Below are 13,922 nucleotides of genomic sequence, written 5' to 3'. Positions count from 1 at the left end.
CGCGGCGATGGATGACCCCTCGGATCGCTTGATCAACATCTTTGGCGCGCTGTCTCAAGCGGTGTCTGACCGCGTGCGCTTGGCGATCGCTGAAGCATTCAATGCGGGGGGCGAGACGGCCGCGGCTTTGATCGCGATCGGTCACGCGCCAGGAATGTCGATCGGCCAGGTACGGCAAACTCTCCGGCTTTCGCATGCAGGTGCAGTTCGCGTCGTCGAGAGGCTAGGCGAGCAAGGCCTGGTGGCGAAATCGCCATCGCCCTCTGACCGCCGGGTAGTTCATGTCTCGCTGACCTCGCGTGGTCAGGTGGAGCGGGCCAAGCTGCTAGGTCTGCGGAACGCGGCGGTGTCCGAGCTGCTGAGCAAAGTGTCGGCTGACGATCGCGTCGTGCTGGAGCGGGCCGCGGACAACATCCTGTCGTCGCTGTTCTCGGACCCCCACGGCGGCTTGGCAACCTGTCGTCTGTGCGATCAGGCCCGCTGTACCGATTGCCCAGTCGGCCACCATCGTCCGTGACGCCCTGACGATCATCCCCTTTTGAGGAGTTCGATATGAGTATTTTCGATCGGTATGAATTGCTTGTGCCCGAGCGCAGTCGGAAGGAACTGGCGCTGTTGAGATGGGCGCTCGTGATCGTTTTCTCTTGGTTCGGCGCGATGAAATTCACGGCCTACGAGGCCGATGGCATCGCCCCCTTCATCGGCCATAGTCCGATCATGAGTTGGCTGGGTATGTTCGGGGTACAGGGCCAAAGTTACTTTGTCGGCGTCATCGAGCTGTCGACCGCAGTCGTGCTGGCCTTAGGGGCTTTCCGCGCATCCTTCTCAGCGCTTGGCGCGCTCATGTCGGCGGCGACCTACTTCATCACCCTAACCTTCTTTTTTACGACGCCTGGGGTCGGGGAGCCGACCGCCGGAGGCTTTCCTGCGATATCTGCCGCTCCTGGCCAGTTTCTGCTGAAGGACGCAGTCTTGCTGGCGGCATCACTTGTGCTGCTGCTTGCGTCGGTCCAACCCAAAAATGAGCGCCTGGGGCCGATGACCACCGATCGGTCGTGAGCATAGGCACGATGGTCTTGGACACGCTCCGTGGAGAGTGGGCGCTTCGTCGCAACGTCGATCCGACGGGCGAACAACTGATTGGCGACGCGGATTTCGCTTCGACAGGTGAATCCGCGCTCACCTATCGAGAAAGCGGGATACTTCGGCTTCGGGATGGCCGCGAACTCTCAGCGTCTCGGCAATATCGGTACTGCGCGGTCGGCCACCGAGTAGACGTTCAGTTCGCAGACGGACCGAACACCGGGAAGCTGTTTCTCAACCTTGAATTCTCGCGCAAGAATAGGGGGTACGAGGCAACAGACACCCACGTCTGCGGTGACGACGCCTATCACGCTTTTTACCGAATTCTCGACGCAGGATCTTTCGAGACAGTTATCAGGGTCATTGGTCCACGAAAGGCGTACGACCTGCGGAGCCGGTACTCAAAGGTGTCACGAACGACGCCGGACCGTCTACTTTTTCCCCTGGCCTGACGCGCCGCTCCTGGCCAGTCTGTCACGCGCTTCGAATCCAAAAACGATCGTGGTCGTCATCACGAGGTAGGCGACAATGCCACCCGGAGAAAGCGTAGGCATTGCGGCAAGGATTAAAGCGTCGTTGCCACCGGGTATCAGGCCGATGCCTATTCCCATCAACGCGCCGCCGGCGATCGACCGCAGGATGCCGGCGAGCGTCGGTCGCTGGAAACGCAAGCGACCCTGACGCACGGATGCCGTGATTGCTCCCGCAACAGAGGCAATGACCGCAACCAGTGCGACCTCGCCTGTCGGCGACATTCGAAGAGGAAGGCCGCGTTGGATGAGGTCAGCGAATGTCCATGCTGGTGAAAGAGCGTAGAGAAGCCCACCAGTCATACCGAGGCCAATCATTGAAGCGCCAAACGCCCAGTTCTGCCTTCTTTGCGGTGCGGTCTTCCGTGACACGAAAATCGCCGCTAGCCCGAGCACCACGCCTAAGGCGAGAAGCGTCGCGCCCCCTGGGACACTCGGCCTAGCGATAAAACTTGGCCATGTCGCGACGGGGCCAAACCGGCCGAGATCAGCGGCCAAGATGCCGATTGCCAGTCCGGCAGGAAGGGCGAGCAACCGCATCTCTCCATCCCCTAACCGTGCCAGTGAACCTAGCAGGCAGGTGTCATTTATGAGCGCGCCGAGGCCGAAGGCGATGGCGCCGATGATGACGAGGCCGTTGACGCTCGTCGAGAGTGGGAGGGTCGCGTTCAGCGTCCCCGACCAGGCGAGCGGTATCGCAATAAGGCCAGCAGCCGCAGACGCCGCAACAAATCCAACGAACATTCTTGGTCGGCGCCGTTGCTGCAACTCATGAGCCGCTACGACCAAGCACGTGCCGCCTCGGTTCGCAGAATACCCGAACCAGAAGGCCAGTATGCATATGAGAAAGTCGAACGCGATCGATGCCAAAGATATCAAGCCTGCCTCGGTTTCTCATCAGCCCTTGTGCGAAGGGCGCCGGCGCAGCTGGCGGGAGGGCTGAGATGGATTTTCAGCCGGTGTCTGTCCCGGGTAGCCAACCACGGGCCACATAGTCTCGACACCAGATTTCTCGTAACCGTTTGCGATAAGGAGCCGCTGGGACAATCGGCCTAGTTTGTTCAGGTCAGCCGGCGACAGCGGCGAGACACACGCTGCAATCACTTGTTCGCGCGCTCTGAGCAGAGCGCCGGTCATTTTCACACCTGCATTGGTCAAGTGGATAAAGCGCGCCCTCTTGTCCGCCGTGTGTCGCCGCCTTTCCACCAGGTGATCGGATTCGAGCCTATCGATCAATCGGACCGTTCCCGCATGCGAAAGCCGGATCCGGCTCGCAAGGACACTGATAGGCAATCCCGGCTCGAAGCTAAGGAAAACCATCAATGCAGCCGCGGGGCCGCTCGGCGAAAGCGAGGCTGATGCGCTCGCGATGCTGTCAGCTACCGCGAGCGCAAGTGCACCAAAATGATATTTGGCGGCCTCGGGCTCCATCCGGAAAGAATATATGCGTCACGCATAGACATCAAGCGCCCGAATATGTATGACCGGCGCATACATCTATCACGGATTCGGAGATGGTCATGCTCACTGATGGGCTCGGCTTGGATTCCCCATCTGAGATCGAAAAGCGGGGCCTCCAGCAAAGGCTTTGGAGCGTCGCGCGCTGCTCGTGTGAACGGAAGCCGGGAACGGGGAATGCGCGTCATGCCTGATCTGACGCTCGATCTTCGATACCTTAAGTATGCTATCCATGTCGCCGAAGCGGGTAGTTTCCGCAGGGCGGCGGACCGCCTTTCGATATCGCAATCAACGGTCAGCCGCCGCGTTCAGATGCTCGAACGGCAGCTTGGCGTTTCCCTGTTCAAACGCACGCGATCGGGCGCTGGATTGACGCCGGAAGGAGAGCGATTTCTGCAGCAAGCTGCGGTCGGAGCGAGGTATCTTCGCGAGGCCGCCACTGAGATGCGATCGGTCCGTAAACCTACGACTGGACTAGTCAGGTTCGGGATGCTCGAGGCGTTTCCGGCATGTCCCATAATCGACCTCTTGGCGACCTTTAGACAGCGATACCCGACGATCGAGGTGAAGCTCGAAGAAGGCACGTCAGAGCAGAACACCCTCGGCGTGGAGCGCGGGCTGCTAGACGCGGCGATCAGCCTGGGCGCAACGAAGGGACCTCCGTTTCAGATTCGACGGTTGTGCGAACCCGACCTCTTCGTTGCCCTATCACCCATACACCAACTCGCGTCGCGACCGCGGCTCGCCTGGGAGGACATTTGCGACGAAGTCTTTCTTGTCCGCTCAGATGGTGCCGGGCGCGAACTCGCAGCTATTCTCCGGCGGATGCTGGGCGCTGCCGAAGAGGCGATCCAACTATCTATCCAGCAGGTCAGCAGGGAAACACTTCTGACCATGGTCGAGCAAGGCTTCGGGCTGACGATAACGAGCGTCGTGCATCGGCCCGATATTGCATTGGTTCCGCTCACACCAGCGCGCGCGCCGACGGCGGCTATGATTTCGTCGAGCGATAACGACAATCCGGCTCTGCCGCTGCTGCTGAAGTGCTTCGATGTCCTGCCAGCCTTCAAGCAGAGCAGCGCCAGCTAATCGGAGGCGTTCTGGGTCTTCGTACGCCTAGCCTTCGAGAAACCTCGATCGGTTGCGATGAACCGCTGCAGCATCGGTACGATCAACCGCGCGGGCTCGACAGCAGGCAGGCCTTGTTCGCGTCCCAACAAATCCGCGTAATCAGAAAGGTCTTGGTGGAGAGCCGCCGGCAGCTCTACCTGAACCTTGATCGGCTTCTGGTCGGCGATCGGCCCCAGCTTGAGCTTCGACATCATCAGCCCCCATAAGGTTCGAGTACGAGATCACGGGTCACGACAACACGCACAGGAAATCCCGGTCGGATCGTCAATGTTGGAGCCACGTTGAGTTGCCGTCTGACGATCTGCTGACCGGCATCGTTGATCGTGTCTTGACCGCCATTCCGGATCGCCTGGATGAGACGGTCGTCATTGTCGGCGGCGAGCTCGGCGCCGACTCCGAGAAGAGTCGAGAGGCCGGCGGCCTTGGCAAGATCCCACCAGTGGTAATCGACGCCATCCTGCAGGCCGGCATAGCCTTCGACGTCTGCGCCGGGCTGGCGCTCGAGCACTATTGAACGGCCATTTGGGAAAATCAGTCGATTCCAGACTAGCAGGACGCGGCTTTGACCGAATTGCACATTGTTATCGTACTGGCCGATAACCCGCGTGCCTTGTGGCACGAGCAGAATGCGCCCTGTCGGGCTGTCGTAGATGTTTTCGGTCACCTGAGCGGTGATCTGGCCCGGAAGGTCGGATCGGATGCCGGTTATGAGAGCTGCTGCGATAACTGCGCCGGCCTGAAGGACATTTGGCGACGCTGGAGCAACGACGCGATCGGGCGACACCGTCCGTCGATCGGTCGCTGCGTTCAGGAAAGCGTTCTGACGCTCCTGTGCGGAGGGGGTGGCCGGCGGAGGTGCGAGGCCGAGGCTCGCCAAATCCGGGGCGGACGGGAGTGCTGGGGCAGCTCCCGCTGCAGCGGGAGCGCCCCGGCTTTCCGATCCGGAAAACAGACGGCTGGTGCGTGCGGTCTCGATTTCCTGAAGGCGGCGTTGCTCTTCCGCGCTGATACCGGGGTTGGGCGTGGCGATACCGGGTGCGGGCACGGGCTGTCTGCGATCCTGGGTGCTGAGGATCGGCCGGCCGAGGTCACCGGGAAGGGGCGGACCGAGCTGCGGCACGCCACTGTAATCTCGCGGCAGGCCGGCCAAGCCGTCAGCCGTCGAGCGATTTTCGGTCGAATAGAGTTCGTCGTTGGGCCGACCGGCGTCGCGCGTCTGCAGCGCGTAGAGCAGTGCACCGCCGAGGCCGACGCTGGCGACAAGACCAAGGCCGGCGAGGACCTTGCGCGATAGTCGAGTGACGCGGGGCGGTTCGGCGCGCAGACGCATCGGCGCTGGCCCGACCGGCTCACCGGTCAGGGGCTGTGCATCATCGTCTGGCACTTCCTCATTTGGGGGCGAGTTCGCGCTCACGAGGTGGGCCTCCCGTCTGTTCGGACGATCCTGACGCGCTTCTGCTCGCGACCGGAACCGAACCGCAGTTCCGCCGCCGCGAAGAGTCGATCGACGATCATGTGGTGGCCGCGAACGCGGTAGTTCACCAGTTCTGAGGTGTTGCCCTCGGGCCCGACGACGAACAGCGGCGGCATCTCGCCCTGACCAATGCCTCGCGGAAACTCGATGAAGACCTGGCGACCGTCGTCGAAGGCGCGCAGTGGGCGCCAAGGAGCGCGGTCACCCTCGATGGCATAGCGGAAATTGACGTTCGCGAGATCGACACCGCTCGCAACCGGTTGAGCGGCCTGCGCGTCGGCATTCTGCCGGCGCAGCGCGATGAGTTGATCCTGCGGATACTGCCAGGACACTGAAGCCATGTAGGTTCGCTCTGTCGACCGCAACTCCATGTGATAGGTGCGCATGTTGGTGTTGATGACCAGGTTCGTCATCAGGTCGGCCCGTGTGGGCTTCACGAGGATGTGGATCTGGCGCGTCGCGCCCGATCCGCTCTCGGTGTCGCCGATGATCCAGCGCACCGTGTCCCCGGCCGCAACAGGGCCTGCGCCGACGAGCTGTTCGCCGGGCTGAAGCGCAATGTCGGTGATCTGACCGACAGCGGTATATACCTGATAGAGCGCGCCTTGCGTCCAGGGATAGACCTGCATGGAGTTGATGAAGCCGTCGCGCACCGGCTGGACGCGGGCCGCCTCATTAGCCTGGTTGACGCGCGCCGTTGGGTTGGCGGGCTCGGGCGCGCGTCGCGTCTCCGGCACACGCTGCAACTGGCCGGGTAGCGGCAGCGGCCGCGGCAGTTCGACCACGGTGACAGGCGCTGGCGGATCGACGGTCTGCACGGCGGGAGCCGCGTTGTCGTAGGAGATCTCGGGCGGTGGGTTCGTGGTGGCGCAGCCCGCGAGCGCAGTTGTCGCCAGCAGGACCATCGGGATTGCGGCTCTGCGGAGAGCCGGGTTTACAAGTGCGTGTGAAGCCGGGTTTCCGGCTTTACGGAAAGACGGCTTCATTGCCCAAGCTCCCGTGACCAATTGATGGCGTTGACATAGATGCCGAGCGGGTTTGCCCTCAGCCGATCGGCGTTGCGGGGGACCTGCACGACGATCGTCAGGATCGCGGTCCAGCGCGTGGTCTCGGCGAGCTGGCCGTTCTCATAGCGGCGCTCGACCCAGGCGACGCGGAAGCTGTCGGGCGAGGCGCGGATGACGCTTGAGACATCGACAGCAACCTGCTGTCGGCCGACCCGCGTGAACGGGTCGTTCGAGCGAGCATAGTCGTTGAGCGCCATGGCGCCGCGATCAGTGGTGAAGTCGTACGCCCGTAGCCAGTTCTGGCGCACGATGATCGCGTCCGCCGGGATGCTGCGAACCTGTTCGATGAAGCGCGCGAGATGAAAGGCGATTTGTGGATCGGTGGGCCGGAAGTCGGCCTCGGCGGGTGCGACCGCCTGGGACTGACCCAGTCGATCGACCTGCACGACCCACGGCACGACGGTCCCGCGAGCTGATTGCACGACGAGGGCGGTGGCGAACCCCGCCGTAAGGATCAGCGAGCCGAAAGCCATCAGCCGCCAGTTTTTCGCCTGGATCCTGGAGGCCCCGATCCGATCGTCCCAGACTTGGGCAGCACGTTGATACGGCGTCTCCGGCTCGGGTGCCTTGCCGTAGTGAGTGGATGGTCGTTTGAACATTAGCGGTCGCCTTGAGTCAGATTTACCGAGGAACCGCCGCCATGGGCGTCGCCAGAGCGGACGGCATGAGCCGTGGCCTGGGCGGCGTGAGTCATTTGCTGGGACCGGCGCATTCTCTGCGCCCAAGCCGGCGGCCCGCCAGCGCTCGCAGGCGCCGCGCCATCGCTGGCGGCATCACCCCCTATCGAGCCCATGGTGGACGTTCCGCCTGTCGCTTCGAACGCCGCTTTGCCGCCTGCGTTGAAGCTTGACCTCATTGTGTCGGCAGCGCGCGATGCGGCACGGCGCAGAGGTGAGACAGCCGCGCTGCCGCCTGCACGCGCAACGCCTCCGAGGCCGGAGGCCACCCCGGCCGCGCCGGACTGTCCGGCTGCGCCAAGGCTGTAGGCTGTGGACGCTCCACCCGCGATGGCGGCGCCACCACGAGCTGCGGCTGCCGCACCGCCTGCCAAGGCCGCGCCGCCGGAGGCTGCTGCACCGACGGCGCCGGCGCCAAGAGCGACCACGCCGCCCGCTGCGAGGCCGGTTCCTATCGCCGCGCCTGCACTGAGCTGCGGGCCGCCAGAAACGAGCCCGGTGGCGATTCCGGGACCAAAAATGCCGAGGCCGAGAAGTGACAACGCGGCCAGCACGATCGCCATGGCTTCGTCGATCGACGGATTCTGCCCGCCAAAACCGGAAGTGAACTCTGAGAAGAGCGTTGACCCGATGCCGATGATGACCGCGAGGACCAGAACCTTGATGCCGGAGGAGATGACGTTGCCGAGCACGCGCTCGGCCATAAACGCGGATTTGCCGAACAGGCCGAACGGGATCAGGACGAAGCCGGCGAGCGTCGTCAGCTTGAATTCAATGAGGGTGACGAACAGCTGGATGGCGAGAATGAAGAAGGCGAGCAGGACCAGCGCCCAGGCAAGAAACATGCAGGCAATCTGGATGAAGTTCTCGAAGAACGACCAGTAGCCCATCAGGCTGGAGATGGAGTCGAGCAATGGTCGACCGGCGTCTAGGCCGGTCTGCGCGACTCTTCCCGGGCGCATGAGGTCCGCAGTTGAAAATCCGGTGCCACTCGCCTTCAGCCCGAGACCGGCGAAGCTCTCGAAGACGATACGTGCGAGGTTGTTCCAGTTGCCGATGATGTAGGCGAAGACGCCGACGAAGAGCGTTTTCTTCACCAGCCGCGCCATGATGTCGTCGTCGGCGCCCCAGCTCCAGAACAGTGCAGCGAGCGTCACGTCGATGACGATCAGGGTCGTGGCGATGAAGGCGACCTCTCCGCTAAGCAGGCCGAACCCGCTGTCGATGTAGCGAGTGAAGACCTCGAGGAAGTGGTCGATGACCCCGGTGTTGCCCATGATGCTATCGCGCTTCGTTGATCTGTGGCGTGCTCGGCGCGGTCGGCGCGTGATCTTGCGCGTCTGTCCCTCGTGGTTGAGGGCTGAAGACGTCACCGATGGGTGATGCTACGTCCGGCAAGCGCTCGACGGGACGAGAACCGGGCGCGAGAAAGCGGTGTCGGTTCTCGGCCCACGCCCGGCGGCAGGCGGGGTCTCGCGGACCTTCTTCGCCGAGTGCCTGGCAGCGGATGAGCGCGTCGCGCAGGGGATCCGCAGTTTCTTGAGGCGTTCGTCCGGACGACCAAGCCTCAGGCACTTCCTCTTTCCGGGACATCTCGATCGCGGTCGCGGTGACCGCAACCGCGACGAAAATCACCGCGCCCATCCGAGCGACCAATTTGCCGTCCACGGTCGGTCCCCTCAATTGCCGTTCGGGAACATGCGCGCATTGCCCGGCTGGTAGCCGCTGCCGGGCGTGAGAAAGCGACGGCGCTGCTCACGACCCTGTTCCGCCGCTGCGGCGCGCTCGGCTTCGGATAGGCTCTGAGCGCGCCCGTTAGCGGCGACGACGGCGGTGAGGTCGGCGAGCTGTTGGGCCTGCAGTGCGAGCAGTTGATTGCCGGCCTGCGTCGCCTGCAACGCCCCCGTCGCGCCCTGGCTTTGGCCGATAAGCGCTGACATCTCCGTACGGTTGGTGTCGATGTTGCCGACAACAGCCGCCTGGACTCGCATAGCGTCCTGCAGACCACCGACAGTGTTCTGCCAGCGCTCCCGCGCCTGTGTGACGAGCGCCTGATCCGAGGCGGACATCGAGGCATTGCCATAGGTGGTCTGGAATGCTCGGTCGATCTGTTGGACGTTAAGGGCTATCCCCTGCGCCTCGCTCAGAAGCTGTTGCGTCCGCTGAACCGACTGTTGAAGCTGCTGAAGCGAAGAGTGCGGGAGGCTGGCAAGATTACGCGCCTGATTGATCAGCATCTGAGCTTCGTTCTGAAGCTGAGTGATCTGCTGATTCACCTGCTGGAGGGTCCGCGCCGCAGTGAGGACGTTCTGGGCATAGTTCGTTGGGTCGTAGACGATCCACTGAGCGGCAGCCGGGGTGCTGAGGACCGGTGAAAGTGCGAGCGGGACCGCGAGGAGTGCGGCCGTCACGCGCAGTGCGCGACTGTGGGTTTGAATCAGACGTGTCATGGACGTGCCTCCGGGTCTCGTTGATTGACGTTGGTGAGGTCGGTGATCAGGTCGGCAGCCCAGTCGAGTCGGTTGGCCGCCAGCCACTCGGCGAGGAACCCCTCGGTGCCGCTTCGGGCGTGGACATCGGCGATCATCGCTTGATGCTGTTTGGATGAGGCTGCGCACAGCGCCAGCGCCACATCCGACAGGCCCAGCTCGAACAGGCGATTGCCCCGTCGCGATTGGCAGTAATAGTCTCGCTTGGGCGTTGCCCGCGCGAGGATTTCGATCTGCCGGTCGTTGAGACCGAAGCGGCGATAAATCGCGGTGATCTGCGGCTCGACCGCGCGCTCGTTCGGCAGGAGGATGCGCGTTTGGCAGCTCTCGATGATGGCCGGCGCTATCGCAGAGCCGTCGATGTCGGAGAGCGACTGGGTGGCGAAGATGACGCTGGCGTTTTTCTTGCGCAGCGTCTTCAGCCATTCGCGGAGTTGTCCGGCGAAGCCGTCGTCGTCGAGGGCGAGCCAACCTTCATCCACGATCAGGAGTGTTGGCCGGCCGTCGAGGCGGTCCTCGATGCGATGGAAGAGATAGGCGAGCACCGCTGCCGCTGCACCGGTGCCGATCAGACCTTCGGTCTCGAAAGCCTGGACATGCGCCTCGCCGAGATGCTCGGCCTCAGCGTCCAACAGCCGGCCATAGGGGCCGCCGACGCAGTAGGGTCGTAGCGCCTGTTTCAGGTCATTGGACTGGAGAAGTACCGACAGCCCGGTCAACGTGCGCTCGGCGACCGGCGCTGACGCCAACGACGAAAGCGCTGACCACAGATGCTCCTTGACCTCGGGCGTGACCGGCACGCTCTCTCGGGAGAGGATCGCGATCAGCCAGTCGGAGGCCCAGGCGCGCTCGGCGACGTCGTCGATGCGGGCGAGCGGCTGGAGCGACACACTCTCCTCGGAACCCTCGGTCAAACCGCCGCCGAGATCATGCCAGTCGCCCTGCATGGCGAGCGCCGCGGCGCGGATCGATCCGCCGAAGTCGAAGGCGAAGACCTGAGATTGTGCATAGCGGCGAAACTGGAGCGCCATGAGTGCGAGAAGCACCGATTTACCGGCGCCGGTCGGCCCGACGATCAGCGTATGACCGACATCGCCGACGTGGATGGAAAGCCGGAACGGGGTCGAGCCCTCCGTTCTGCCGTAAAGCAGTGGGGGTGCATCGAAGTGCTCGTCCCGTTCCGGTCCCGCCCACACCGCTGACAGCGGGATCATGTGAGCGAGATTCAATGTGCTGATGGGCGGCTGGCGGACGTTGGCGTAGACATGCCCGGGGAGTGAGCCCAGCCAGGCGTCGACAGCATTGATGGTCTCAGTCATCGCCGTGAAGTCGCGGCCCTGAATGACCTTTTCCACCAGCCGGAGCTTCTCGGCCGCGACGCGGGGATCATCGTCCCAGACGGTGATGGTCGCGGTCACGTAGGCTTGGCCGGCATAGTCGGCGCCCAGTTCCTGCAGCGCCATATCAGCGTCAGCGGCCTTGTTGGCTGCGTCAGTGTCAACGAGCGCCGATGCCTCGTTGGTCATCACCTCTTTGAGAATGGCGGCGATCGACTTGCGCTTTGCGAACCACTGCCGCCTGATCTTCGTCAGCAGCTTGGTCGCGTCGGTCTTGTCGAGCAGGATCGCTCGGGTCGACCAGCGATAGGGAAAGGCGAGCCGGTTCAGCTCGTCGAGGATGCCGGGCGTCGTCGCGGTCGGGAAGCCGACGATAGTGAGGATGCGTACGTGCGCATCTCCAAGCCGGGGCTCCAGCCCGCCGGTAAGCGGCTGATCGGCGAGCAAAGCGTCGAGGTACATCGGCGTTTCGGGCACGCGGACGCGATGGCGCTTCGTCGAGATCGTCGAATGCAGGTAGGTGAGCGTTTCGGCGTCATCGAGCCATACGCACTCCGGCATGAAGGCGTCTATCAGGTTGAGGATACGGTCGGTGCGATCGACAAAACTTCGGAGCACTTCGCGCGCATCGACGCCGGCATGGTCCCGACCCTCGTAAAGCCAGGTCTCGGCACGGGCGGCATCCTCGGCTGGCGGTAGATAAAGGAATGTGAGGAAGTAGCTGGATTCGAAATGGGCGCCGGCTTCTTCAAAGTCTGCCTTGCGCTCGGCATCGACAAGCGCCGAAGCGCTGTCGGCAAACGTGCTTGCCGGATATGACACCGCGCCATGGCGCTGCGCTTCGACGAATATGGCCCATCCGGAACCGAGGCGACGGAAGGCGTTGTTCAGCCGGCCAGCGACGGCGACGAGCTCGGCTGGCACTGCGCTGTCGAGGTCAGGACCGCGAAAGCGGGCCGAGCGCTGCAGGCTGCCGTCTTTGTTGAGGACGACGCCTTCGCCGGCGAGCGCCGCCCAGGGTAGGAAGTCGGCGAGTCGGGTATTCCGATTGCGGTATTCGGATAGGTTCATCACTGCCCGGCTCCTCAAGTCGCCAAGTGGCCGGGGATGCGCAGATGTTTGCGCACGACGTCGACAAATTGCGCATCACGTTTGGCCGCCCAGACGGCGGCGAAGTGGCCGACTGCCCATAGCGCCAGCCCGACCAGCCAAAGGCGAAGGCCCAAGCCAAGCGCGGCGGCCAGGGTGCCATTGAGGATCGCGAGCGAGCGCGGCGCACCGCCGAGCAGGATGTGCTCGGTCAGCGCACGATGAACCGGCACGGAAAAGCCCGGCACGTCCGCGCTATGATCCGCTCCAACGGCCATCAGACAAGCGCCCCGCCGCCGAACGAGAAGAACGACAGGAAGAAGCTCGACGCGGCGAAGGCGATCGACAGGCCGAACACGATCTGGATCAGGCGGCGCGCTCCGCCCGACGTGTCGCCGAAGGCGAGAGTCAGGCCGGTGATGATGATGATCATCACCGCGATGATCTTTGCGACCGGGCCCTCGATCGATTCGAGAATCGACTGCAGGGGAGCTTCCCATGGCATCGACGAACCGGACGCATGAGCGGCAGGTGCGAGGGCTATGGAAATGAAAGTGACGGAAGCCGCCGTGGCGATGTGACGGCGGATGCGCAGGGCATGCTTGATCATTACCTGTCTCCTGAGATGGACGGAATTGTTGGAGTGACGCAGTAGTCACCGTCGGGGCCCAGGCCTTCGACGCGGGCAAGCTCGGCCAGGCGGCGCGAGGAGCCGCGGCCGGAGAGCACCGCAACCAGATCAATGGTCTCGGCGATCAGCGCGCGCGGAACCGTGACGACGGCTTCCTGGATGAGTTGCTCCATCCGGCGAAGAGCGCCGATGGCGGTGCCGGCGTGGATCGTGCCGACGCCGCCGGGATGCCCAGTGCCCCAGGCCTTCAGCAGATCGAGCGCCTCTGCACCGCGCACCTCGCCGATCGGGATGCGGTCGGGACGAAGACGCAGCGAGGAACGGACAAGATCGGAGAGAGAAGCGACGCCGTCCTTCGTGCGCATTGCGACCAGGTTTGGCGCGGCGCATTGCAGTTCACGGGTGTCCTCGATCAACACGACGCGATCGGAAGTCTTCGATACCTCCGCTAACAGGGCGTTCGTGAGCGTGGTCTTACCGGTGGAGGTGCCGCCGGCTACGAGAATGTTCCGCCTATGAAGAACGGCCTGACGCAGCGTTTCGGCTTGGTCGGACAGCATGATGCCTGCCGCGACATAGTCATCGAGCGTGAACACGGCGACGGCTGGCTTCCTGATCGCGAAAGCCGGCGCGGACACCACCGGCGGCAGAAGGCCCTCAAACCGCTCCCCTGTTTCAGGCAGTTCGGCGGAGACGCGAGGCGCCCCGGCATGAACCTCGGCCCCGACGTGATGCGCGACAAGTCGAACTATGCGTTCGCCGTCGGCTGGAGATAGGCGTTCACCGGTGTCGGAGAGACCTTCCGACAACCGGTCGACCCAGAGCCGCCCGTCGGGGTTGAGCATCACCTCGACGATCGCGGGGTCTTCCAAAAACGTGGCGATCGCCGGGCCGAGCGCAGTGCGCAGCATCCGAGCCCCGCGAAGGATCGCCTCCGATTTCTGGTGAGCTGCCGT

General features: G+C 63.5%; 17 protein-coding genes. 4 read left to right on the top strand and 13 right to left on the bottom strand.

Translation table 11 applies throughout. The features are described from left to right. The first annotated feature begins 7 nt into the window (after positions 1-7). Genes BT98_RS26420 through BT98_RS27940 form a run of 3 tightly spaced genes read left to right on the top strand, consistent with a single transcriptional unit; the run spans position 8 to position 1,535 of the window. Positions 8-517, top strand: a complete 510-nt coding sequence (locus BT98_RS26420) for a MarR family winged helix-turn-helix transcriptional regulator (protein ID WP_072492849.1) — start codon at positions 8-10, stop codon at positions 515-517. A gap of 35 nt (positions 518-552) precedes the next feature. Next, positions 553-1,059, top strand: coding sequence for a YkgB family protein (locus BT98_RS0100205; protein ID WP_027297082.1), 507 nt, complete (start codon positions 553-555; stop codon positions 1,057-1,059). Between the two features lie 11 nt (positions 1,060-1,070). Beyond that, entirely contained in the window at positions 1,071-1,535 is a 465-nt protein-coding gene (locus BT98_RS27940; RefSeq protein WP_072492850.1) for a DUF6314 family protein, read from the top strand. On the opposite strand, the gene BT98_RS26410 is transcribed toward BT98_RS27940, so the two are convergent. Next, positions 1,515-2,483: a YeeE/YedE thiosulfate transporter family protein gene (locus BT98_RS26410; RefSeq protein WP_072492851.1), complete on the bottom strand. Its 969-nt coding sequence runs from the start codon at positions 2,481-2,483 to the stop codon at positions 1,515-1,517. The two genes, BT98_RS27940 and BT98_RS26410, sit on opposite strands and share 21 nt — an antisense overlap. Before the next feature lie 27 nt (positions 2,484-2,510). After that, complete coding sequence (locus BT98_RS26405; protein WP_081798498.1) at positions 2,511-3,044, bottom strand: MarR family winged helix-turn-helix transcriptional regulator; 534 nt, start codon at positions 3,042-3,044, stop codon at positions 2,511-2,513. Positions 3,045-3,257: 213 nt separating this feature from the next. On the opposite strand from BT98_RS26405, the gene BT98_RS0100200 reads away from it, so the two are divergent. Then, on the top strand, positions 3,258-4,160 hold the full coding sequence (locus BT98_RS0100200; protein WP_027297081.1) for a LysR family transcriptional regulator: 903 nt from the start codon (positions 3,258-3,260) through the stop codon (positions 4,158-4,160). Here the strand turns inward: BT98_RS0100200 and BT98_RS0100195 are convergent. The 11 genes from BT98_RS0100195 to trbB all read right to left on the bottom strand — a co-directional run bounded on the left by BT98_RS0100195 (position 4,157) and on the right by trbB (position 13,877). Continuing rightward, entirely contained in the window at positions 4,157-4,393 is a 237-nt protein-coding gene (locus BT98_RS0100195) for a DUF2274 domain-containing protein (RefSeq protein WP_027297080.1), read from the bottom strand. The genes BT98_RS0100200 and BT98_RS0100195 overlap by 4 nt on opposite strands. A gap of 2 nt (positions 4,394-4,395) precedes the next feature. Then, a complete protein-coding gene (locus BT98_RS26400; protein ID WP_072492853.1) occupies positions 4,396-5,616 on the bottom strand; it encodes a TrbI/VirB10 family protein in 1,221 nt (406 codons plus the stop codon). After that, a complete protein-coding gene (trbG, locus tag BT98_RS0100180; protein WP_230450753.1) occupies positions 5,613-6,581 on the bottom strand; it encodes a P-type conjugative transfer protein TrbG in 969 nt (322 codons plus the stop codon). The genes BT98_RS26400 and trbG overlap by 4 nt, the downstream gene beginning before the upstream one ends. Before the next feature lie 77 nt (positions 6,582-6,658). Next, entirely contained in the window at positions 6,659-7,342 is a 684-nt protein-coding gene (trbF, locus tag BT98_RS0100175) for a conjugal transfer protein TrbF (RefSeq protein WP_024350821.1), read from the bottom strand. Continuing rightward, on the bottom strand, positions 7,342-8,697 hold the full coding sequence (gene trbL / locus BT98_RS0100170) for a P-type conjugative transfer protein TrbL (RefSeq protein WP_024350822.1): 1,356 nt from the start codon (positions 8,695-8,697) through the stop codon (positions 7,342-7,344). Before trbL ends, trbF begins: the two co-directional genes overlap by 1 nt. Before the next feature lie 4 nt (positions 8,698-8,701). Continuing rightward, positions 8,702-9,088: a putative entry exclusion protein TrbK-alt gene (trbK-alt, locus tag BT98_RS26395; RefSeq protein ID WP_070154328.1), complete on the bottom strand. Its 387-nt coding sequence runs from the start codon at positions 9,086-9,088 to the stop codon at positions 8,702-8,704. Positions 9,089-9,099: 11 nt separating this feature from the next. Next, complete coding sequence (gene trbJ / locus BT98_RS0100165) at positions 9,100-9,870, bottom strand: P-type conjugative transfer protein TrbJ (protein WP_027297076.1); 771 nt, start codon at positions 9,868-9,870, stop codon at positions 9,100-9,102. Beyond that, on the bottom strand, positions 9,867-12,320 hold the full coding sequence (gene trbE / locus BT98_RS0100160) for a conjugal transfer protein TrbE (protein ID WP_027297075.1): 2,454 nt from the start codon (positions 12,318-12,320) through the stop codon (positions 9,867-9,869). Before trbE ends, trbJ begins: the two co-directional genes overlap by 4 nt. An 11-nt stretch (positions 12,321-12,331) precedes the next feature. Next, positions 12,332-12,613: a VirB3 family type IV secretion system protein gene (locus BT98_RS0100155; RefSeq protein WP_027297074.1), complete on the bottom strand. Its 282-nt coding sequence runs from the start codon at positions 12,611-12,613 to the stop codon at positions 12,332-12,334. Further along, entirely contained in the window at positions 12,613-12,945 is a 333-nt protein-coding gene (locus tag BT98_RS0100150; protein WP_024350826.1) for a TrbC/VirB2 family protein, read from the bottom strand. Before BT98_RS0100150 ends, BT98_RS0100155 begins: the two co-directional genes overlap by 1 nt. After that, positions 12,945-13,877, bottom strand: a complete 933-nt coding sequence (gene trbB, locus BT98_RS0100145) for a P-type conjugative transfer ATPase TrbB (RefSeq protein WP_275436986.1) — start codon at positions 13,875-13,877, stop codon at positions 12,945-12,947. The genes BT98_RS0100150 and trbB overlap by 1 nt, the downstream gene beginning before the upstream one ends. Positions 13,878-13,922 lie beyond the last annotated feature (45 nt).

The organism is Roseomonas mucosa ATCC BAA-692 (assembly GCF_000622225.1).
Classification (GTDB): domain Bacteria; phylum Pseudomonadota; class Alphaproteobacteria; order Acetobacterales; family Acetobacteraceae; genus Roseomonas; species Roseomonas mucosa.
This window is presented reverse-complemented; position numbering and strand designations above follow the sequence as displayed.

Bases quoted from the DNA above. Each gene is read 5' to 3' on its own strand.
- BT98_RS26420 (WP_072492849.1), top strand. From the start codon at position 8: ATGGATGACCCCTCGGATCGCTTGATCAACATCTTTGGCGCGCTGTCT.
- BT98_RS0100205 (WP_027297082.1), top strand. From the start codon at position 553: ATGAGTATTTTCGATCGGTATGAATTGCTTGTGCCCGAGCGCAGTCGG.
- BT98_RS27940 (WP_072492850.1), top strand. From the start codon at position 1,071: ATGGTCTTGGACACGCTCCGTGGAGAGTGGGCGCTTCGTCGCAACGTC.
- BT98_RS26405 (WP_081798498.1), bottom strand. From the start codon at position 3,044: ATGGAGCCCGAGGCCGCCAAATATCATTTTGGTGCACTTGCGCTCGCG.
- BT98_RS0100200 (WP_027297081.1), top strand. From the start codon at position 3,258: ATGCCTGATCTGACGCTCGATCTTCGATACCTTAAGTATGCTATCCAT.
- BT98_RS0100195 (WP_027297080.1), bottom strand. From the start codon at position 4,393: ATGTCGAAGCTCAAGCTGGGGCCGATCGCCGACCAGAAGCCGATCAAG.
- trbG (WP_230450753.1), bottom strand. From the start codon at position 6,581: ATGGTCCTGCTGGCGACAACTGCGCTCGCGGGCTGCGCCACCACGAAC.
- trbF (WP_024350821.1), bottom strand. From the start codon at position 7,342: ATGTTCAAACGACCATCCACTCACTACGGCAAGGCACCCGAGCCGGAG.
- trbL (WP_024350822.1), bottom strand. From the start codon at position 8,697: ATGGGCAACACCGGGGTCATCGACCACTTCCTCGAGGTCTTCACTCGC.
- trbJ (WP_027297076.1), bottom strand. From the start codon at position 9,870: ATGACACGTCTGATTCAAACCCACAGTCGCGCACTGCGCGTGACGGCC.
- BT98_RS0100155 (WP_027297074.1), bottom strand. From the start codon at position 12,613: ATGGCCGTTGGAGCGGATCATAGCGCGGACGTGCCGGGCTTTTCCGTG.
- BT98_RS0100150 (WP_024350826.1), bottom strand. From the start codon at position 12,945: ATGATCAAGCATGCCCTGCGCATCCGCCGTCACATCGCCACGGCGGCT.
- trbB (WP_275436986.1), bottom strand. From the start codon at position 13,877: ATGCTGCGCACTGCGCTCGGCCCGGCGATCGCCACGTTTTTGGAAGAC.